This is a genomic window from Metabacillus mesotrionivorans (assembly GCF_052171315.1).
GTDB lineage: Bacteria > Bacillota > Bacilli > Bacillales > Bacillaceae > Bacillus_P.
Genome location: NZ_JBQMFF010000003.1, coordinates 379,948 through 399,425 on the forward strand (window position 1 = coordinate 379,948; position 19,478 = coordinate 399,425).

Annotated in this window: 20 protein-coding genes and 1 other RNA gene; 4 read left to right on the forward strand and 17 right to left on the reverse strand. The window is 45.0% G+C overall.

What is annotated here, in order from left to right:
* Window positions 1-29: 29 nt before the first annotated feature.
* The 5 genes from ACTSEZ_RS11820 to ACTSEZ_RS11840 form a co-directional block, all read right to left on the reverse strand.
* The gene (locus ACTSEZ_RS11820) at window positions 30-317 is read right to left on the reverse strand and encodes a rhodanese-like domain-containing protein (RefSeq protein WP_369734405.1); all 288 of its coding nucleotides are present in this window, start codon (window positions 315-317) and stop codon (window positions 30-32) included.
* 14 nt (window positions 318-331) lie between these two features.
* Window positions 332-691 (reverse strand): rhodanese-like domain-containing protein, encoded by a 360-nt coding sequence (locus ACTSEZ_RS11825; RefSeq protein ID WP_369734406.1) that lies wholly within the window; start codon window positions 689-691, stop codon window positions 332-334.
* A gap of 20 nt (window positions 692-711) precedes the next feature.
* Window positions 712-1,191: a DsrE/DsrF/DrsH-like family protein gene (locus ACTSEZ_RS11830; RefSeq protein ID WP_369734407.1), complete on the reverse strand. Its 480-nt coding sequence runs from the start codon at window positions 1,189-1,191 to the stop codon at window positions 712-714.
* A 113-nt stretch (window positions 1,192-1,304) separates the two neighbouring features.
* Window positions 1,305-1,565, reverse strand: a complete 261-nt coding sequence (locus tag ACTSEZ_RS11835) for a metal-sensitive transcriptional regulator (RefSeq protein ID WP_029284564.1) — start codon at window positions 1,563-1,565, stop codon at window positions 1,305-1,307.
* Between the two features lie 17 nt (window positions 1,566-1,582).
* Window positions 1,583-1,831 (reverse strand): rhodanese-like domain-containing protein, encoded by a 249-nt coding sequence (locus ACTSEZ_RS11840; RefSeq protein WP_369734408.1) that lies wholly within the window; start codon window positions 1,829-1,831, stop codon window positions 1,583-1,585.
* 244 nt (window positions 1,832-2,075) lie between these two features.
* Here ACTSEZ_RS11840 and ACTSEZ_RS11845 point away from each other — a divergent pair, with 244 nt between their 5' ends.
* Together ACTSEZ_RS11845 and ACTSEZ_RS11850 are read left to right on the forward strand one after the other, a co-directional pair.
* On the forward strand, window positions 2,076-2,594 hold the full coding sequence (locus ACTSEZ_RS11845) for a sigma-70 family RNA polymerase sigma factor (RefSeq protein WP_369734409.1): 519 nt from the start codon (window positions 2,076-2,078) through the stop codon (window positions 2,592-2,594).
* 1 nt (window position 2,595) lies between these two features.
* On the forward strand, window positions 2,596-3,876 hold the full coding sequence (locus ACTSEZ_RS11850; protein WP_369734410.1) for a DUF4179 domain-containing protein: 1,281 nt from the start codon (window positions 2,596-2,598) through the stop codon (window positions 3,874-3,876).
* Window positions 3,877-4,007: 131 nt separating this feature from the next.
* Here the strand turns inward: ACTSEZ_RS11850 and ACTSEZ_RS11855 are convergent, their stop codons facing one another.
* From ACTSEZ_RS11855 to secG, 6 genes are all read right to left on the reverse strand, one after another.
* Complete coding sequence (locus ACTSEZ_RS11855; protein WP_369734411.1) at window positions 4,008-4,355, reverse strand: VOC family protein; 348 nt, start codon at window positions 4,353-4,355, stop codon at window positions 4,008-4,010.
* Between the two features lie 130 nt (window positions 4,356-4,485).
* Window positions 4,486-4,850: a transfer-messenger RNA gene (gene ssrA / locus ACTSEZ_RS11860) on the reverse strand.
* A gap of 155 nt (window positions 4,851-5,005) precedes the next feature.
* Window positions 5,006-5,476, reverse strand: coding sequence for an SsrA-binding protein SmpB (gene smpB / locus ACTSEZ_RS11865; RefSeq protein WP_029284570.1), 471 nt, complete (start codon window positions 5,474-5,476; stop codon window positions 5,006-5,008).
* Window positions 5,477-5,570: 94 nt separating this feature from the next.
* Entirely contained in the window at window positions 5,571-7,964 is a 2,394-nt protein-coding gene (gene rnr, locus ACTSEZ_RS11870; protein WP_369734412.1) for a ribonuclease R, read from the reverse strand.
* An 18-nt stretch (window positions 7,965-7,982) separates the two neighbouring features.
* Window positions 7,983-8,726: an alpha/beta hydrolase gene (locus ACTSEZ_RS11875; RefSeq protein ID WP_369734413.1), complete on the reverse strand. Its 744-nt coding sequence runs from the start codon at window positions 8,724-8,726 to the stop codon at window positions 7,983-7,985.
* Window positions 8,727-9,078: 352 nt separating this feature from the next.
* Window positions 9,079-9,312 (reverse strand): preprotein translocase subunit SecG, encoded by a 234-nt coding sequence (gene secG / locus ACTSEZ_RS11880; RefSeq protein WP_369734414.1) that lies wholly within the window; start codon window positions 9,310-9,312, stop codon window positions 9,079-9,081.
* A 172-nt stretch (window positions 9,313-9,484) separates the two neighbouring features.
* Here secG and ACTSEZ_RS11885 point away from each other — a divergent pair, with 172 nt between their 5' ends.
* Window positions 9,485-10,408, forward strand: coding sequence for a DMT family transporter (locus ACTSEZ_RS11885; RefSeq protein WP_369734415.1), 924 nt, complete (start codon window positions 9,485-9,487; stop codon window positions 10,406-10,408).
* A 186-nt stretch (window positions 10,409-10,594) separates the two neighbouring features.
* Window positions 10,595-11,443, forward strand: coding sequence for a nuclease-related domain-containing protein (locus ACTSEZ_RS11890; RefSeq protein WP_369734492.1), 849 nt, complete (start codon window positions 10,595-10,597; stop codon window positions 11,441-11,443).
* Between the two features lie 957 nt (window positions 11,444-12,400).
* Here the strand turns inward: ACTSEZ_RS11890 and eno are convergent.
* From eno to ACTSEZ_RS11920, 6 genes are all read right to left on the reverse strand, one after another.
* Window positions 12,401-13,693, reverse strand: a complete 1,293-nt coding sequence (gene eno / locus ACTSEZ_RS11895) for a phosphopyruvate hydratase (RefSeq protein WP_369734416.1) — start codon at window positions 13,691-13,693, stop codon at window positions 12,401-12,403.
* Between the two features lie 25 nt (window positions 13,694-13,718).
* Window positions 13,719-15,254, reverse strand: a complete 1,536-nt coding sequence (gene gpmI / locus ACTSEZ_RS11900; RefSeq protein ID WP_369734417.1) for a 2,3-bisphosphoglycerate-independent phosphoglycerate mutase — start codon at window positions 15,252-15,254, stop codon at window positions 13,719-13,721.
* Window positions 15,247-16,008: a triose-phosphate isomerase gene (tpiA, locus tag ACTSEZ_RS11905; RefSeq protein ID WP_029284585.1), complete on the reverse strand. Its 762-nt coding sequence runs from the start codon at window positions 16,006-16,008 to the stop codon at window positions 15,247-15,249. Before tpiA ends, gpmI begins: the two co-directional genes overlap by 8 nt.
* A gap of 28 nt (window positions 16,009-16,036) precedes the next feature.
* Window positions 16,037-17,221, reverse strand: a complete 1,185-nt coding sequence (locus ACTSEZ_RS11910; RefSeq protein ID WP_369734418.1) for a phosphoglycerate kinase — start codon at window positions 17,219-17,221, stop codon at window positions 16,037-16,039.
* 124 nt (window positions 17,222-17,345) lie between these two features.
* Window positions 17,346-18,353 (reverse strand): type I glyceraldehyde-3-phosphate dehydrogenase, encoded by a 1,008-nt coding sequence (gene gap, locus ACTSEZ_RS11915; RefSeq protein ID WP_029284588.1) that lies wholly within the window; start codon window positions 18,351-18,353, stop codon window positions 17,346-17,348.
* A gap of 53 nt (window positions 18,354-18,406) precedes the next feature.
* Window positions 18,407-19,435, reverse strand: coding sequence for a sugar-binding transcriptional regulator (locus ACTSEZ_RS11920; protein ID WP_369734419.1), 1,029 nt, complete (start codon window positions 19,433-19,435; stop codon window positions 18,407-18,409).
* Window positions 19,436-19,478 lie beyond the last annotated feature (43 nt).

The following is a 19,478-nucleotide window of genomic DNA, read 5'->3' on the forward strand; positions in this document are numbered from 1 at the left end:
AATTGTCTACATGCATTTTCCTGTGAAAATTACTCCGTTTTTCCTTCCCACTCAAGCATTCCGCCTGTCATGTTAATGACCTTGAATCCCTGGCTTTCAAGAAACTGGGCTGCGCGGCCGCTTCTTCCGCCTGAACGGCAGACCATTGTGTATTCCTTCGTCTTATCAAGCTCATGCATGCGGAACTCTAGGAGCCCCAATGGAATGTTAACTGCACCGGGAATTTTGCCGGCTGCTGTTTCATCCGGTTCCCTGACATCAATCACCGTTAAGTTTTTAAGCGACACTTCCACTTCTTTTGCCGTCATTTGCTTCATCTCATTTAGCCTCCTTAATTCCAGGCATTCATTCCGCCCTTAACGTTTGTCACATCTTTAAAACCTAACTTCTTTAACGTTTTGCAGGCACTCTGGCTTCGCATTCCGCTCTGGCAGATCACGACAACCTCACGATCCTTTGAAAGGAGCTGTGCCTTTTGAGCCAATTGATGCAGCGGCATATTTTTAAATCCTTTAAGGTGCCTCACCTTAAACTCTGCAGGAGTCCTGATATCAATAAACTGCTTGCTGCGGTCATCCAGCTGCTCTTTAAGCTGAGCAGTTGAAATTGTATGAATCCCTTTTGCTGGCATGAGTCTCTTTATAAGGAACAATAAAAGCAAGCCAATTAGAACGTATTGCACAATCTCCAACTCTTTTCACACCTTTCCATTTAGATAAACAGATTGACATTGCCGTCTTCTGCATCTGCCAAATAAGCGGCAACACCGGCATATTCAATGTTATCAAGAAGCTCTTTTTCCTGAAGGCCGAGCAGATCCATCGTCATCGTGCAGGCTACAAGCTTGATATCCTGTTCCTGAGCCATTTCAATCAGCTGCGGAAGCGGGACAGCGTTGTGCTTTTTCATGACATCTTTGATCATTTTTGGACCCATTCCGGCTAAATTCATTTTGGAAAGCCCCATTTTATCTGCGCCGCGCGGCATCATTTTGCCGAACATTTTTTCCATAAAGCCTTTCTTAACAGCAATCGGCTCATCTTTGCGAAGGGCATTCAATCCCCAGAACGTGTGAAAGATCGTTACTTCATGATCGTACGCTGCTGCGCCGTTTGCAATAATGTAAGCGGCCATTGCTTTATCATAATCACCGCTGAAAAGAACGATGGTCGTTTTTTTAGTTTCTGACATGTGTAGTTCCTCCTGCATTTACCCCTAAGGGTATAAATTTTGATAAAAAAATTACCTTTACCCCTATGGGTATCATACTGGTTAAAAATAAAGAGGGTGTCAACCCTTTTATTTTATCTGCTTCTTACCAGCAGATTAACAGCTTCCTTAACCAGATCTTCCGTGTTATGGCCTTCCTCATTTGCGGCCCGTACACATTCCACCAGGTTAGAGCTTACAACGACACCAATTGTCCGGTCAATCGCTGTTCTTGTGGCAGACAGCTGTGTAATCACATCTTTACAGTCTTTCTCTTCTTCCATCATCCGAAGAATGCCTCTAAGCTGACCTTCAATCCGCTTAACCCGGTTTTTCATTTGATCATTGTACTCCATGTTCTTCTCTCCTTTCTTTAAGCATTTATATTGGCAATCGTACACCCTTTGACCTGAAACCCTTTTTTCTTCAGGACACGGATGCCGAAATCTCTCTGCACCTTGCTAGATGCAATCACATGAATGTGTTTATGATGAATTTCCTTATAATATCTGTGCAAATATGCAACCGGGATGTTTCTTGCACCAGCTACAGGATTCTTATAAGACTCATTGTAAGCTCTCAGATCCAGTACCATAATCCCGTCTGCCGGCTGATCCGGCATGCTGCTGCAGGCGATCCCCCGCACAGGAAAGCAGCGGTTATATAGTAAAATACATGATAACATGATTGAACTTAAAAACAACCAATCAACGATAGCATCTCCCCGTTAAACGATTTGATGTGAACAAGACTTATAATATACCCCTTTGGGTATTTTGTCAACAACCCGATTTTAGTCTGACTTTCATAAAAAAATTTGAACTTTTTTACCAGTCTGTCACTCTTAGAAAGAGAGAGGTGAAGTAATGGAGGCAGCACGACTGATAAAAAAAGCGAAGCGGGGCGATAAGGAAGCTCTGCTCGACTTAATCATGGCAGAAAAAAACGCCTATTACAGGCTTGCCCTTACTTATATGAACAACCCGCACGACGCATTGGATGCGATGGATGAAATGATTGTGAGAGTATACGAAAAGCTCGACCAGCTGAAAAAACCCGAATCCTTTTACAGCTGGAGCAAAACCATTTTAGTCAATTGCTGCAAATCATTGCTTCGGGAAAAAACAAGAACACTGCCATTAAATGAATGGACATCAAACTCGGAGAAATCAGTGAATCCAATCATCCAAAGCGAGCACCAGATGGAAATACAGGACCTCCTGGCCCGCTTAAGCGAAGAACAGAGAGAAGCTTTAAGTTTAAAGTACTTGCACGATCTCGAACTTCAAACGATTTCAGAGATGACCAATACCCCGCTTGGTACAGTAAAGTCACGCATATTTCAGGGACTAAAAAAACTGAGAACCCTTACTGGAGGTGAATAAGTTGAAAACCGGCGATGAATTGTTTATTGAAGCAAAAAAGCAAATAGAAGAGATTCACGCACCTGATGAGCTCGAATTAAGATTAAGAAGGGCACTCCAATCAGTGCCTGTCAGAAAAAAGAAAAGCCCCTCCTTCCTTCTGACAGCTGCAGCAGCAATCTTCCTTATCGGAATCGTCACCTTTCAATATGACGCATTAGCCTATTACGGAAAAGTGCTGTCAGGTTTTGACGAATTGAATTCAGGCACACTCAATGATCTGAATGAAAAAGGATACGGACAGATTATTGAAAAAGATTCCATTCTTTCTGACGGAACAAAGCTCACGATTAATGGCGCAATGGCTGATGAGAATCAGTTTGTCCTGTACTATACGATGGCAAACGAAAACGGTCTTCCTTCAGATGCCGATCTTTCACCTGCCAGAATTTCCGGCCTTTTTACACAGTCTCAGGCAGAGAGCGGTACATCACAATTAAATGATGACGCCACTGAATTAAAAGGCATTTTATTTTTTGAACCGGTCAGCCCTTTTTCCAATGACCTTACACTGCATTTTTCAGAGCAAATGAAAAATGGATCCATAAAAGAATCTGCTCTGACATTCCCTTATCAGCCAAACAAAGCCCTGCAGACCTCTTTAAAAAAGCCAATCAGGAAAACATTACGCGTTGATAAAGGGAGCATCACCTTCAGCTCAATCAAAGCATCACCAACAATGACTGCTATAGAAGGAAAGCTTGATGTCGAAAATTTTGACCGTGCTGATTTTGCCCTTGAAGGAATCGAACTGAAAGCAGACGGGAAAAACGTTCCGCTTACAGGGGGTGGGAGCAGCACATCACTGTTCGGCACATCCTTTGATATCCGGTACGACGCCTTGCCAGAAACAGTTGAAACACTCACCATTGTCATGAAGACATTTACCGGTTACGAAACTTTAAATAGGAAAATTCCGCTCAGCGAGGCTGATGAGCTGCAGATTCTGCCGGCGGAAAAAGAACTTCTTATTAAAAACGTTGCCGCGACATCACACGGAACTGAAGTTACTGTGATAACAGATCAAGATGTTATGCTTGAGGAGTTATCCCTGACAGATCACCAGGGCCGAAGCGTTCCGCTTGAAACAACAGTGAACCAAAGCTACACGCAGAAAAATGGGAAGGGTATGAAAGAGAGGACGCTTATTTTCAATACGTCTGCTAAACCCTATTACTTAGTTGTAGAGGGAATGCATTATGTGAAGACTTACGATGAGAAAATAGAGATCCCTGTAAAGTAAGGTGCGCCTGTGCCACCTTAACCCGAGTGCTGCCACTTTTTCAGGTGATGGCCTCTTTTTTCGGCGTCACTTGTTCGAGTGCTGACACTTTTAAAAACTGGGCCGTGACGTAACAAAACGTTACGGCTGATTTATTCAACTGCAGAATGAATGGTCACTGGCGTACCGTCAGGAGCAGTCAGAGCATAGATTTTTTCACCTTGCTCGAACATCGTTCCATCAAACTTGACTCCTCTGGCTGATGCAAACTCAGCAAACTCGTCCGCATTATCCACAATAAGCTGAAGCATAACGGATGCTGGCATGCAGTCACTTTTTCTCCAGAACTCCAGCTGGCTGTCCCCCGCAGTAAAAATTCCGCCCTGATTATCATCTGTCTCTTTTCGCCCATTTGGAATGCCAAGCTTATTCTCAAGAAAATCAACCATTTCCATACTGTGCTCAGATACCGTTACGTAGCGGTAGCCTAAAACATTCATGCTCCTTTAACCTCCTGCTCAATTTATGTTTCACTACTTGCATTGTCTGTTGTTTGTTCATGAAATATACCCTGGCCAAAACCAAAAACAGACCAGCCTCAAAGGCTGATCTGTTGTCATTTATTATGTATGGTGGAGACGGTGGGAGTCGAACCCACGTCCAGAAACATCGGCACCATAGCGTCTACGAGTGTAGTTGATATATTTGGGATTCGCTGACTCGTATGCCTATCAACGGGCGTCGGAGCAGCTAGTCTGATTGATCTCTTCCCTTATCCCCAGACGGAGGCATCAGGCGTAGCCCACTTAAAGTGAGTCCCTTACCCTACCACATGGGCGATGGAGGGAGGAACCGCTATAGACTGTTATTAAGCAGCTAAAGCGAAGTTGTTGTTTTGTTTGCCAGTTATTATTGGCTTTGACGTTTTGACGAGGACGATCCCCTCGACTCGCAGCTACAGCTCGAACTATCCCTGTCGAATCCGTAACGTCCCCATGATATAAGGTTCAGCATGGAAATGAATCCAAGCCTCACATGGGTGTTCGGAGACGCTCGATATCAAGCTTGAGCGTATATGAAATTGTGTGTTTGTCTTATAAGTTCCATTATAGCAGAACGACGCAAAATATCAATTGTAAGTTATTGTCAATCAATAATCCTTCTGACGTTCGCGGAAAGCACGCTCGACTTCTCGTTTTGCTTCTTTCTTCTTAAGGTCTTCACGCTTGTCGTATTTCTTTTTACCCTTTCCGAGTCCGATCAAAACTTTGGCAAAGCCGTTTTTCAGGTACACTTTTAAAGGGACAAGTGCGTAGCCTTCTTCTTTTGTCAGTCCGATCAGCTTGCTGATTTCTTTTTTATGAAGCAGCAGCTTGCGCGTTCTCAAAGGTTCGTGGTTGTAGCGGTTGCCCTGTTCATAAGGTGAAATATGCATGTTGTGAAGAAAAACTTCACCCTGCTGCACTCTTGCAAAAGAATCTTTCAAATTTACGCGTCCGGCGCGGATCGCTTTTATTTCTGTCCCCTGAAGGACGATGCCCGTTTCATATGTTTCTTCAATGGCATAATCATGGTTTGCTTTTTTATTCTGCGCAACGACTTTTCCGGTTCCTTTTGGCATGCTGCATCCCCTTTCTCTCTCTATGGCGATAGCCTCTATTTTAGCAAAAGATTAAAGGAAAAGGAAGCCTGAGGCTCCCTGTCCATTCTATCTGTTATTGCTTTTTCTTCTTTTTCGTCTTCCGTTTTGCCACAGGGGTATTCTGGAACGACTTCTTTTTCTTTTTCTTCTTTTTGTTGGGATTCTGGTTGCTCCAGCCGTCCTCCACACTTCCGTTTCGTTCAGCAGGCTTCCTTCTGTCATCAGAAGCAGATTTCCTTCTGTTTCTGCCTTCTTTTGCCCCGCTGCGCTTGCCGCGGTCTCCTTTAATGACTTTAGGAGCATCTTTGGCTGAACGGCGTCTCGTCCCTTTCATGCCGACAATTTCAAAATCAACGGCCCGTTCGTCTTTGTTGACATTTACGACACGTACGGTGATTTCATCCCCTATGCGGTACACAGTTCCCGTGCGCTCGCCGATCATCGCATAGTTACGCTCATCATAACGGTAGTAATCGTCTGTCAAATAGCTGACATGGACAAGTCCTTCAATCGTATTCGGCAGCTCGACGAACATGCCGAAGTTTGTGACAGAACTGATGATGCCGTCATATTCCTCGCCGACTTTGTCAAGCATGTACTCTGCTTTTTTAAGATCATCTGTTTCGCGCTCAGCATCCACTGCGCGGCGCTCCATGTTTGATGACTGATCCGCAATCAACTCCATCTTTTCAGCCCATTTAACCTTTGTCGCTTCATCCACTTTGCCTTCAATTAAATAAGTCCGGATCAAACGATGCACAATCAAGTCAGGATAACGGCGGATCGGAGATGTAAAATGCGTATAGAACTCAGTTGACAAGCCAAAGTGTCCAAGGCTTTCCGGATCATATTTCGCCTGCTTCATGGAGCGTAGCATGACGGTTGAAATGACCATTTCTTCAGGCTGTCCTGCTACATCGTCCAGAATATCCTGAAGGGCACGCGGATGAATCGTATTGGCTGTTCCTTTTACCGAGTATCCGAAGTTTGTGACAAATTCAAGGAAACGCTGCAGCTTCTCCGTATTCGGCTCCTCGTGAATCCGGTAGATAAACGGAACCTTCATCCAGTGAAAATGCTCGGCAACTGTTTCGTTTGCCAGAAGCATGAATTCTTCAATTAAACGCTCGGCAACGGTCCGCTCCCGAAGAACGACTTCTGTCGGCTTTCCGTCTTTATCGACAAGAACTTTCGCTTCTTTAAAATCAAAATCAATCGCACCGCGGTTCATACGCTTATTGCGAAGGATTTGTGCCAGTTTTTCCATGCGCTTGAACATCGGAATCAGCGGCTCATATTTTTCAAGGAGCTCCGGTTTTTCATCCACAAGGATTTCCTTCACATCTGAATAGGTCATCCGCTCCGTCGTTTTAATGACACTCTGGAAAATTTCATGTTTCACGACTTCTCCAACGCTGTTAATCTCCATTTCACAGGAAAGCGTGAAACGGTCAACCTTCGGATTAAGCGAGCAGATTCCATTTGAAAGACGATGGGGAATCATTGGAATAACCCGGTCTACCAAATAAACACTCGTAGCACGCTCTAGCGCTTCTTTATCAATTGGCGAACCTTCCGTCACATAATGACTGACATCAGCAATATGAACGCCAAGTTTATAGTTTCCGTTATCGAGCTCAGTCACCGTGACTGCGTCATCCAGATCCTTTGCATCCGCTCCGTCAATCGTCACAATCATTTCATTGCGGAGGTCGCGCCGGTCCTTGATGTCTTCTTCCCGGATTGTCTCAGGAACTTCGTTAGCCTGCTCAAGCACTTCTACAGGGAACGCCTGAGGAAGGCCATGTTTATGGATAACCGAAAGAATATCCACACCAGGATCATTTTTGTGCCCGAGAATCGCTGTCACTTCCCCTTCAGCGCTCATTCTGCCTTCAGGATAGGTTGTCAGCTTGACAACGACCTTATGCCCTTCAATCGCGCCATTAGAGGCTTTTTTAGGGATAAAAATATCATTGGGAATCTTTTTATCATCCGGAATCACAAATCCGAAGTTTTTGCTTTCCGTATACGTTCCGACAACCTCTTTCAGGCCGCGTTCAACGATGCGGATGACGGTCCCTTCCTGCCTGCTGCCGCTTGATTCTGTGCTGACTCGGACAAGCACCGTATCACCGTGCATGGCATTGTTCAGCTCGCCCGGCGGAATAAAAATATCATCCTGACCCGGCTCCTCCGTCACTAAAAAGGCAAACCCCTTGGCATGCCCGCTAAGCTTTCCGCGGAATAGATTCATCCTTTCCGGAATTCCGTAGCGGTTGCTGCGAGTTCTTACAACAAGTCCTTTTTCCTCCATCAAAACAAGAGCCTTCACGAACTCTTTAAACTCAGAGGATTCCTTTATCCCAAATGCCTCTTCAAGCTCCTGAACGGTCAGGGGTTTGTACGCTTCCTCCTTCATAAAAGAAAGCAATTTTTCTATATGTATTTCAATTTGCTGATCCATTTGCGTCCCTCCTTTAATTTACTGCCAGTCAAGACCTTCCAGGAACTCGTAAACGTCTGCATGAAGCTGCTCGCGCTCTTTATCGAGTGTAATGACATGTCCTGATTCTTCGTACCATTTAATTTTTTTATTGTCTGTTTCCACTTCGTTATAAATAATATTTGCACTGTCTGTATTAATCATGTGGTCGTGCCTTGCCTGTGCTACAAATGCAGGCGCGTAAACCATGTCTACATTATTCCTCACATCAGCAATCAGCTCTTGAAGTGCTTTCAGGGTATTCATCGGCGTTTTCTCAAATTGCTTCATTTCCTCTTCGATTTGCGCCTCTGTTTTCCCTTCGAATTTTTTAAAATTGCGGGCATATTCAAGGATTCCTTTATACATCACTTCTTCACTCTTGATGTACATCGGCGCACACATCGGCACAATACCCTTTACAGGTACAGTGTAACCCAATTTGACCGAAAACACACCGCCCAGCGACAATCCGGCAACCGCAATCGATTCATGTCCCCGGTCCTTAAGGAGCTGATAGCCCTCCATAACGTCTTTCCACCAGTCTTCAGGACCCGTATGAACAAGCTCTTCAGGCGGCACTCCATGCCCCTTGTACTGCGGGGCATGACACGTGTAGCCTCTCTCGTTCAAATAGCGTCCAAGCATCCTCACATCCGCTGTGTTCCCTGTAAAACCGTGCAGCAGCAGAACAGCGCGGTCTCCTCCTTCAAACGTAAACGGCTTCGGCAAAACTCTTTTCATTTTTAAAAACTCCTTTATGTAAACTAGTCATATAAACAAAGGCTTCTATTGTTAAGATTCCTTCTTCCGTTTCTATTTAAACAAACGTTTAATTAAAGGGCAAAAATGCTGTTTAAAAATAACAAAAGCGGAGGCGCCTTGTTCAGATCCGATAGGCAGATAAGAATCCGGCGGAAAAGTCCGGTTTTGACTTTTTTGACGGATTTGTTCTGACAGAGGATCTAGGCACTTACGCTTGCCGAGGATAACTTTGTTATATTATCCAAAGCCTTTTGTTCTTTATATATTTCCTTTAACAATAACAAAAGGGAGTCTGATGGCAATCAGACCCCCGAATGATTAGAAAGATGTATTAAAATCCTGCGTAAGAAACCAAGATTGTAAGTACAAAGAATAAAACAGACAGCACGATGGTCGCGCGATGAAGCACCAAATCAAGTCCGCGTGCTTTTTGCTTTCCAAAAAGCTGTTCAGCTCCGCCTGAAATGGCTCCTGATAAACCTGCACTCTTCCCAGATTGAAGAAGTACGACTGCGATAAGGGCAAGACTGACGATAACAAGCAAAGTAATCAATACAACGTGCATGGACGACACCTCCTAAAACCCGGTTAGCATTATTTTCAATTTACCATATTGCCGTCCAAATGTCACTATCATTCAAAGTTGTTTTTTATTAGCCTCACGAAACATTCCCTTTGAGGGAAAAGCTTCCTCTGTGATATGCTGTTTAAATAGTTCGCAGAAAGAAGGGAAAATCTTGAACAACACCCGCATCTATCTGATTCTGGTCGGTGTTATGCTCATATGGGGCCTGAATGTGCCCCTGCTTAAAATCATTGTTGACAGCTTTATGCCTGTTACTGTCACCTCAGTGAGAATTTTTACTGCAAGCATTTGTGTCCTGATCATACTGGCTTTTTTAAAACTGCTCCGCAAGCCTACATTAAAAGAAACTTTTTACATTGCAGCCGGGGGCCTGCTGAATGTTGTGTGCCATCACTACTTTCTTTCTGTCGGCCTGACAATGACTTCATCTACAAATGGAGGACTCATTCTCGGCCTTGGCCCAATGCTTACAGCCATTTTGTCCATTATTTTTCTTAACCAGCGTCTGACAGTCATCCGCTTAACAGGATTTATCCTCGGGCTGACCGGTGTCGGGTTCACCATCTTAGCCGGAAGCAAAGGCGTCAGCAGCATGAACACTGGTGATATCTACATTTTCATTTCAATCTTTACCCAGGCATGCAGCTTTATCATAATCAAAAAAGCGTGCCGCACATTGGATCCGCGTCTTATGACGGGTTACATGCTGTTCTTTGGATCTTTCGTTTTATTCCTTATCAGCCTGGTGACAGAGCCTGGCGGACTTGCAAGCCTGACTAAGGGAACGCCTGAAGTATGGGGAGTCTTTTTCACATCCGCCATCCTTGCAACGGCCATCGGACACATGACTTATAACTACGCCATCGGCATGGTCGGTCCGGCAGAAACGTCCATCTTCATGAATCTAAGCACCTTTTTTGCACTCGCAGGATCTGCTCTCATATTGCATGAGGCGGTATATGCATCGCATTTGTTTGGACTTCTCTTCATTGTATCCGGGGTCATTTTAGGATCTGGGGCATATGAAGAATTCAGGCATCGTCATCATAAACATGAAGCATCTTCTTCGGGGTGAAGAAGGTGTTTTTTTGTGTGTCTCAGTCCGAACAAAATAGATTTTTCAATCAGCAAAATGAGATTTTGATGATTTGCCGGATCTTCTGTTCTCGCCTTATGATGAGCGGAGGAGGTGATTATGCTGATTTTAAAAGAGCGAACAGAATCGGCGGAACTGAGAACGTACAGAAGCTTACATGCACGAATGGACTTAGCGCGTGCAGACCAGAAACAGTTCGACTACCTTGAAAGCGGATATGAGGGAGAGAAAATCTTTGATGGATGGGTAGAGCACGCTGGAGAGGGGCTGATTTTAAACGACCTTCTCTTTGTCACCGGCGGAAGCCACTATCAGATGGATTCCCTTTACATCGCTCCGCAAAAAATCTATCTTTTTGAAGTGAAAAACATGTCTGGAGACCACTACATTGAAAAAGAAGAATGGATCTCATGCACCACAAAATCCGAAGTCAAAAACCCCCTTTTGCAGCTGAAAAGATGCGAATCTCTGCTTAAAAGGCAGCTTCAAATTTTGAGGTGCCCGCTTCCGGTTGAAGCCTACGTCGTATTTGTAAACCCGCACTTTCACCTTTACCACGCTCCCCTCCATTCTCCTATAATCTTCCCTTCCCAATGGGATCGTTTTTCCCTAAGACTGAAAAATATCCGTATGCAGCAAGGCCTCCACTCGGAGCTTGCGGAGAAGCTTTTATCACTTCATGTGAAAAAATCCCCGTATGAACGGCGGCCTGATTTTAGATATGAGGGGCTTCGGAAGGGGATTGTGTGCGGGGGGTGTGGGAGGTTGGGGATGGATCCATTAAGCAGGGACCAGCTGGTCTGTGTAAACTGCGGACAAAAAGAAAGATTTAAAAACAGTGTTTTGAGAAGCGTGGAGGAATTTCGTCTCCTGTTTCCGGATAGGAAAATAACGTCTGAACAAATACACGAATGGTGCGGAAATATAAAAAACAGCAGGTCTATACAAAAAATACTAAAAGAGAATTTTGTGAGAATTGGTCATTCGAGAGGCACTAATTATGAAGAGAAATAGTAGTTTTAATTTGGAGCACTTTCTTTAGTGTTGCTCTATTCGTTTGTGCTGCTAACTCTGGTTTAGAACACTTTTGGGCCTGAGGTCTACTCAGTTTGTGCTGCTAACTTTGGTTTAGAACACTTTTGACCTTTCTCTCTACCCAGTTTGTGTTGCTAACTCTGATCTAGAACACTTTCGGGCCTGTGCTCTACTCAGTTTGTGCTGCTAACTCTAGTTTAGAACACTTTCGATCCTTCTCTTTACTCGGTTTGTGCTGCTAACTTTGGTTTAGAACACTTTTGACCTTTCTCTCTACCCAGTTTTTGCTGCTAACTCTGGTCTAGAACACTTTCGGGCCTGTGCTCTACTTGGTTTATGCTGCTAACTCTGGTTTAGAACATTTTCGATCCTTCTCTCTACTCAGTTTGTGCTGCTAACTCATGTTTAGAACACTTTCGGGCCTGTACTCTACTCAGTTTGTGCTGCTAACCCTGGTTTACAACACTTTCGGGCCTGTGCTCTACCCAGTTTGTGCTGCTAACTCATGTTTAGAACACTTTCGGGTCTGTGCTCTACCCAGTTTGTGCGGCTAACCCTGGTTTACAACACTTTCGGGCCTGTGCTCTACCCAGTTTGTGCTGCTAACTCATGTTTAGAACACTTTCGGGCCTGTACTCTACCCAGTTTGTGCTGCTAACTCATGTTTAGAACACTTTCGGGCCTCAGCTCTACCCAGTTTGTGCTGCTAACCCTAGCTTAAAACACTTTCAGGCCTTCACTCTCATCAGTTCCTGCTGCTAACTCCTGCTTAGCGTACTTCACAAACCACAGCAGCACCAATTTATAATCTTCCCTCAAGTTTAGCTCACGATCTTCACGTTGCACTCTAAAACTTAGCCACCATCACTGATTCACACACAAAAAAACCGCCCCAAGACCAAAGTCTCCGGGCGGTTTTCTATCATAAAGCAATCCTTATTTTTTAAGGTTGTAGAAAGTGTGGATGCCATCGTATTTAGCTGTGTCGCCAAGCTGGTCTTCGATGCGAAGAAGCTGGTTGTATTTCGCAACACGGTCTGTACGTGATGGAGCACCTGTTTTGATTTGGCCAGCGTTTGTTGCTACAGCGATGTCAGCGATTGTGCTGTCTTCTGTTTCACCAGAGCGGTGAGAGATAACTGCTGTGTAGCCAGCGCGTTTAGCCATTTCGATTGCGTCGAATGTTTCTGTAAGGGTACCGATTTGGTTAACTTTGATAAGGATTGAGTTGCCGATTCCTTTTTCGATTCCTTCAGAAAGTTTTTTCGTGTTTGTTACGAACAGGTCGTCACCAACAAGCTGAACTTTGTCGCCTAGGCGCTCAGTCAGAAGTTTGTGGCCTTCCCAGTCGTTTTCATCTAAACCGTCTTCGATTGAGATGATTGGGTATTTAGAAACTAGGTCTTCGTAGAAGTCTACCATTTCAGCAGATGTTTTTACGACGCCTTCACCTGTAAGGTGGTATTTGCCGTCTTCTTTGTTGAAGATCTCAGAAGCTGCAACGTCCATTGCAAGCATAACTTGCTCGCCTGGTTTGTAGCCTGCTTTTTCGATTGCTTCGATGATTGTTTGAAGAGCTTCTTCGTTTGATCCAAGGTTTGGAGCGAATCCGCCTTCGTCACCTACAGCTGTGTTAAGGCCTTTGCCTTGAAGAACTGATTTCAGGCTGTGGAAGATTTCAGCGCCCATGCGTAGAGCTTCGTGGAAATCTTCAGCGCCAACAGGCATGACCATGAATTCCTGAATGTCAACGTTGTTGTCAGCATGCTCGCCGCCGTTGATGATGTTCATCATTGGAACCGGCAATGTTTTCGCGTTGAATCCGCCAAGGTACTGGTAAAGTGGAAGTCCAAGGAATTCAGCTGCTGCACGAGCTGCTGCCATAGATACGCCAAGTATTGCGTTCGCACCTAATTTACCTTTGTTTTCCATACCGTCAAGCTCGATTAGAAGGTGGTCGATTGCAACTTGCTCAGTTACGTCGAAACCTAATAGTTCAGGAGCGATTACTTCGTTTACGTTTTTAACTGCGTTAAGAACGCCTTTTCCAAGGTAGCGTGATTTGTCGCCGTCACGAAGTTCTACTGCTTCGTATTCACCTGTAGATGCGCCTGATGGAACCAATGCGCGTCCCATTGCACCTGTTTCTGTGTGTACTTCTACTTCTACTGTCGGGTTACCGCGTGAGTCTAATACTTCGCGTGCAAATACATCAACAATATATGGCATGTTAAAATTCTCTCCTTTTGAATGGTTATTTTTTAATTAACGTTTTGCCTGTCATTTCTTTCGGAAGGTCTACTCCAAGCAGGTCGAGCACGGTTGGCGCCAAATCGCCGAGAATGCCGTCTTCTCTCAGGCCTGAAACTTCCTTGGTAATAATTACAGGAACCGGGTTTGTCGTGTGTGCAGTCATTGGTTTTCCTTCAAGTGTGAGCACTTCGTCAGAGTTTCCGTGATCTGCAGTAATAATCGCTGTTCCGCCTTTTGCAATGATTGCATCTACAACCTTGCCAAGGCATTCATCAACCGTTTCAATGGCTTTTACAGTTGGCTCAAGCATGCCTGAGTGTCCAACCATATCAGGGTTTGCATAGTTCAGGATGATTGCATCATGCTTGTCCGCTTCGATTTCGCCAAGCAACGCGTCCGTCACTTCGTAGGCGCTCATCTCAGGTTTCAAGTCATAGGTTGCAACCTTCGGTGAATCAATAAGAATGCGTGTTTCACCCGGGAATTCCGCTTCACGTCCGCCGCTCATGAAGAACGTTACGTGAGGGTATTTTTCCGTTTCGGCAATCCGAAGCTGGGTTAACCCGTTTTGTGAGAGAACTTCACCAAGTGTGTTGTCAAGGTTTGTTGCTTTAAAAGCAACATAGCCGTCAACTGTTTCACTGAAGTGAGTCAGACAGACAAAATGAAGGTTTTTCGGATGCTTTGGTCCACGGTCAAATGAACGGAAATCTTCGTTTGTAAACGTATTTGAAATTTGAATCGCGCGATCCGGACGGAAATTATAGAAAATTACCGCATCGTTCTCGCTGATTGTTGCTACTGGTGAGCCGTCTTCTTTTGTCATGACAGAAGGAAGAACGAACTCATCATAGATACCATTTTTATATGAATCCTCCACTAAGTCAAGCGGATCTGTGTAGGTCGGGCCTTCGCCGTAAACCATGGCTTTGTAAGCTTTTTCCACACGGTCCCATCTCTTGTCGCGGTCCATGGAATAGTAGCGTCCTGAAAGGGTTGCGATTGCACCCACGCCATATTCTTCAATTTTCTCATTCAGCTCTTTGATGTAGCCTTCAGCTGTTTGAGGACCAACGTCACGTCCGTCAAGGAATCCGTGGATATACACGTTTTTCACGCCTTCTTCTTTGGCAAGTCTCAGCAGCGCATAAAGGTGTTCAATATGGCTGTGAACGCCGCCGTCAGATAAAAGTCCGAAAACATGAAGGTTTGTGCCGTTTTCTTTCACATGGTTCATGGCAGACAGGAAGGTTTCGTTTTTCTCAAACTGGCCTTCGCGAATGGCCACATTTACACGTGTTAAGCTTTGATACACAACGCGGCCGGCACCAATGTTTAAGTGACCTACCTCTGAATTTCCCATTTGGCCTTCCGGAAGTCCGACTGCCTCGCCGCTTGCTGTCAGCGTTGCATGAGGGTACTGATCCCAGTAACGGTCAAAGTTTGGCTTTTTCGCATGTGCAACCGCATTACCCTTTTCCTCATTGCGCAGGGCAAAACCGTCAAGGATAATGAGGGCGACCGGTTTTTTACTCATGCTTTCCTGCCTCCAGAAGCTGAAGGAAAGATTGTGCCTCAAGGCTCGCTCCGCCGACTAATGCTCCGTCGATATCTGATTCAGCCATGTATTCTTTAATGTTGCCCGGCTTTACGCTGCCGCCGTATTGAATGCGGATTGCTTCTGCCGCTTCGCTTCCGAATTTGTCAGCCAGTACTGAACGGATGTGAGAGCAAACGTCATTTGCATCTTTAGCAGATGAAGACTTGCCTGTACCGATTGCCCAGATTGGCTCATAAGCGATGACAACCTGCTTTAATTGCTCGTCAGTTAAACCTGCAAGAGCTTTTGTTACTTGATCAGCAACAAGGTCGTTTGTTTTTCCGGCTTCGCGCTCTTCAAGCGTTTCGCCGCAGCAGACGATTGGAGTCAGACCGTGCTTGAAAGCAGCGGCTGTTTTTTTGTTGACAGATTCGTCCGTCTCAGCAAACATTTCGCGTCTCTCAGAGTGGCCGAGGATGACGTATGATACGCCAAGGTCTTTAAGAGCTTCAGGGCTTGTTTCGCCTGTGAATGCTCCGCTTTCCTCAAAATGCATGTTTTGAGCACCGATTTTTACATCTGTGCCTTTTACAGCTTCTACAAGGCGGTCCAAGAAAAGAGCAGGAGCACATACAACTGCATCCACTTTCTCAGCAGAAGGCACAAGACCTTTTACTTCTTCGATGAAAGCTGCTGCTTCGCCCATGACTTTGTTCATTTTCCAGTTGCCTGCGATAATTGGCTTTCTCATTGTGTACACCATCCTAACTTAACAAGAATTATTTATCGTTTAATGCGACGACTCCAGGAAGTTCTTTGCCTTCCATGAATTCAAGTGAAGCTCCGCCGCCTGTTGAGATGTGATCCATTTTGTCAGCTAAATTGAACTTTGCTGCTGCCGCTGCAGAATCTCCGCCTCCGATGACTGAGTATGTATTCTCAGCTTCTGACAGCGCTACTGCCACCGCTTTTGTACCTTCAGCAAATGCATCAAGTTCAAAAACGCCAAGAGGGCCGTTCCAGATAACAAGCTTAGAGTTTTTAATGACATCAGCGTAGATTTCGCGTGATTTCGGTCCGGCATCAAGGCCTTCCCAGTCGCTTGGAATGCTGTCGATTGGAACGATTTTGATGTTTGCATCGTTAGAGAAATCATCTGCAACCACAACATCAACCGGCATGTAGAAATTCACGCCGTTCTTTTTCGCTTTTTCCATGAACGTTTTAGCAAGGTCAATCTTGTCTTCTTCAAGAAGAGATTTTCCTACTTCATGTCCAAGTGCTTTGATGAACGTGTAAGCAAGTCCGCCGCCAATGATCAGGTTGTCTACTTTATCTAAAAGGTGGTCAATGACACCAATTTTATCTTTTACTTTTGCTCCGCCAATGATAGCTGTGAACGGACGCTCAGGGTTGGAAAGGGCTTTTCCAAGTACTTCGAGTTCTTTTTCCATAAGGAATCCTGCAACTGCCGGAATGTGCTCAGCGATGCCTGCAGTAGATGCATGTGCACGGTGTGCTGCTCCGAATGCGTCATTTACATAAACATCGGCAAGCTCTGCAAATGCTTTTGCAAGCTCAGGGTCGTTTTTCTCTTCGCCACCGTAGAAACGGACGTTTTCAAGAAGAAGCACGTCACCTTCCTGCATGTCTGAAATCTTCGCTTTTACAGCGTCGCCGTAAGCTTCATCAGCTTTTGCAACATTTTTCCCAAGCAATTCTTGAAGACGCTCTGCAACTGCATTTAAACGAAGCTCCTCAACAACCTGGCCTTTCGGACGGCCCAGATGGCTTGCTAAAAGAACCTTTGCACCTTGCTCTGTTAAGTGCTGAATGGTTGGTAAAGCTGCGTTAATGCGTGTGTCATCTGTTACTTTGCCGTCTTTCATCGGCACGTTGAAGTCTACACGGCAGAAAACCACTTTGCCTTTTACATCGATGTCTCTTACTGACTTTTTGTTCATCTTCAGGAATTCCTCCTTTTATTGGAAATACAAAACAAAAGGGAGGGGGCTGTATTCCCCTTCCCCTTTGCACTCATTATATCGTTAGTTTTCGGTTAAAACCAAACTTCGTGCGACTTAAGAATTAAAGTCCTTTAGAAGCGATGTAGTCTACAAGGTCAACTACGCGGTTAGAGTAGCCTGACTCGTTGTCATACCAAGAGATAACTTTAACCATGCTGTCTTCCATAACCATTGTAGAAAGAGCATCGATTGTTGAAGAAGCAGGGTCACCATTGTAGTCGCCTGATACTAGAGGCTCTTCGCTGTAGTTAAGGATTCCTTTAAGGTCGCCTTCAGCAGCTTCTTTGAATGCAGCATTTACTTCTTCAGCTGTTACGTTTGTGTTAAGCTCAGCAACAAGGTCAACTAGAGAAACGTTTGGAGTTGGAACACGCATAGCTCCACCGTTCAATTTGCCTTTTAGCTCAGGCAATACTAGAGATACTGCTTTCGCTGCACCAGTTGAAGTAGGGATGATGTTTTCAGCAGCAGCACGTGCACGACGGTAGTCTTTGTGCGGAAGATCAAGAATTTGCTGATCGTTTGTGTATGAGTGAACAGTTGTCATCATACCGCGCTTGATGCCGAATTTGTCGTTAAGAACTTTAGCGAATGGCGCTAGGCAGTTTGTAGTACAAGATGCATTTGAGATAACATCGTGGCTTGCAGCGTCATATTTGTCATGGTTAACACCCATAACGATTGTGATGTCTTCATCTGTTGCAGGAGCAGAGATGATAACTTTTTTAGCGCCAGCTTCCAAGTGCTTAGCAGCGTCTGCACGCTTAGTGAAGAAACCAGTTGATTCAACAACAACTTCTACTCCGCGCTCGCCCCAAGAAAGTTTAGCAGGGTCGCGCTCTGCTGATACTTGGATTGTTTTGCCGTCAACAACAAGGTTGTTTCCGTCTACTTTCACGTCAGCATCCAGTCTGCCATGAATTGAGTCATATTTTAAAAGGTGAGCAAGCATGTTAGCGTCTGTAAGGTCGTTAACTGCTACAACGTCCACGTTAGGATTTTTAAGTGCTGCACGGAATACGTTACGTCCGATACGTCCAAAACCGTTAATACCAATTTTTACTGCCATGTTGAAATTTCCTCCTTTAGATAAGTGAGAGATTTTTTTGTGTAACTATATAATTAGGGATGAATATCCCTTATTAACTCTTTTGCGGCACCTTCATCTGTTATGAGAATAGAACCCTGTGCCTGCTTCAGATAAGCCTGTATGGCTCCGGCTTTTGAAGCTCCGCCCGCTACTGCGATGACGTTTTGAATCTTTTCAAGGTCACTCAGCTGCATGCCGACAGTCTGCACTTTGTGGACCACTTCCCCCTCCTGGTTGAAATAGTACCCAAATGCTTCTGCGACAGCTTCGCCCTGCTCTATCTTTATGTAATCTTCAGGCAGCGTTTTACGGCGTTCCGCCATTGTCTTAGCGTCTCCTATTCCGTGAACGACCATACTTGAAGATTTAATGAGCGAAAGCAGTTCTTTTATAGAAGGCTCTTCTGTAATCGAAAGATACGCTTCTTTGCTGAGCTGGTCCGGAACGTGGAGCAGACGGTAGTTGCCCATTGCCCGTTCGGCCATTTTTGCACAAATCGTGTTTGCCTGGTTTTCTACATTTTCACCAAGGCCTCCCCGCGCCGGCACATAAAGCTGCTCACGGTTTTTGCTGTCAGGCGTCATCATTTCTGCGACGGCTGCAATCGTTGTTCCTCCAGTGACAGCGACGATATTTTTCCCGGTCAGACGTTCCTTTATGCATGAGACGCAAGCTCTTCCCATTTCTTTTTTCACCCATGAGAATTGATCGCTGTCTCCAGAGACGACAATAACCTTTTTCAGGTTTAGACGTTCCTTTAATGTATTTTCCAAAAACGTTAAACCTAAAACATCCTTCATCGCTTCTTCCAGAACGTTCAGCAGGTGCGACCCTTCTTTTGTCAGCGTCATTCCGGCCGGGAAAATCTCTATCAGGTTCTGATCTTTCAGAAACTGAACTTCTCCCCTGAGAATCCGCTCGCTTATGCCGAGGCTCGATGAAAGGCTTCTTCTGCCGATCGGCTGCATCAGTCTTATGTACTGAAGGATCTGATATCGCTTTTGCATAACAAGAAGCAGATCAGGCAATAATTTTTTTTGGACTTCAATCAGTGATCTCATCGTATTAATTCCTTTCAAATAAGAAATGTGCCTTGATGCCCGC

What these genes read in the sequence shown, in the direction of transcription:
- secG (WP_369734414.1), bottom strand. Translation starts at nt 9,312, where the DNA reads ATGCACGTTGTATTGATTACTTTGCTTGTTATCGTCAGTCTTGCCCTT.
- smpB (WP_029284570.1), bottom strand. Translation starts at nt 5,476, where the DNA reads ATGCCAAAAGGAACCGGAAAAGTCGTTGCGCAGAATAAAAAAGCAAAC.
- ACTSEZ_RS11855 (WP_369734411.1), bottom strand. Translation starts at nt 4,355, where the DNA reads ATGAATGTTTTAGGCTACCGCTACGTAACGGTATCTGAGCACAGTATG.
- rnr (WP_369734412.1), bottom strand. Translation starts at nt 7,964, where the DNA reads ATGGATCAGCAAATTGAAATACATATAGAAAAATTGCTTTCTTTTATG.
- ACTSEZ_RS11890 (WP_369734492.1), top strand. Translation starts at nt 10,595, where the DNA reads ATGGACTTAGCGCGTGCAGACCAGAAACAGTTCGACTACCTTGAAAGC.
- ACTSEZ_RS11875 (WP_369734413.1), bottom strand. Translation starts at nt 8,726, where the DNA reads ATGAAAAGAGTTTTGCCGAAGCCGTTTACGTTTGAAGGAGGAGACCGC.
- gpmI (WP_369734417.1), bottom strand. Translation starts at nt 15,254, where the DNA reads ATGAGTAAAAAACCGGTCGCCCTCATTATCCTTGACGGTTTTGCCCTG.
- ACTSEZ_RS11835 (WP_029284564.1), bottom strand. Translation starts at nt 1,565, where the DNA reads ATGGAGTACAATGATCAAATGAAAAACCGGGTTAAGCGGATTGAAGGT.
- gap (WP_029284588.1), bottom strand. Translation starts at nt 18,353, where the DNA reads ATGGCAGTAAAAATTGGTATTAACGGTTTTGGACGTATCGGACGTAAC.
- eno (WP_369734416.1), bottom strand. Translation starts at nt 13,693, where the DNA reads ATGCCATATATTGTTGATGTATTTGCACGCGAAGTATTAGACTCACGC.
- ACTSEZ_RS11845 (WP_369734409.1), top strand. Translation starts at nt 2,076, where the DNA reads ATGGAGGCAGCACGACTGATAAAAAAAGCGAAGCGGGGCGATAAGGAA.
- ACTSEZ_RS11910 (WP_369734418.1), bottom strand. Translation starts at nt 17,221, where the DNA reads ATGAACAAAAAGTCAGTAAGAGACATCGATGTAAAAGGCAAAGTGGTT.
- ACTSEZ_RS11840 (WP_369734408.1), bottom strand. Translation starts at nt 1,831, where the DNA reads ATGCCGGATCAGCCGGCAGACGGGATTATGGTACTGGATCTGAGAGCT.
- ACTSEZ_RS11830 (WP_369734407.1), bottom strand. Translation starts at nt 1,191, where the DNA reads ATGTCAGAAACTAAAAAAACGACCATCGTTCTTTTCAGCGGTGATTAT.
- tpiA (WP_029284585.1), bottom strand. Translation starts at nt 16,008, where the DNA reads ATGAGAAAGCCAATTATCGCAGGCAACTGGAAAATGAACAAAGTCATG.
- ACTSEZ_RS11920 (WP_369734419.1), bottom strand. Translation starts at nt 19,435, where the DNA reads ATGAGATCACTGATTGAAGTCCAAAAAAAATTATTGCCTGATCTGCTT.
- ACTSEZ_RS11820 (WP_369734405.1), bottom strand. Translation starts at nt 317, where the DNA reads ATGAAGCAAATGACGGCAAAAGAAGTGGAAGTGTCGCTTAAAAACTTA.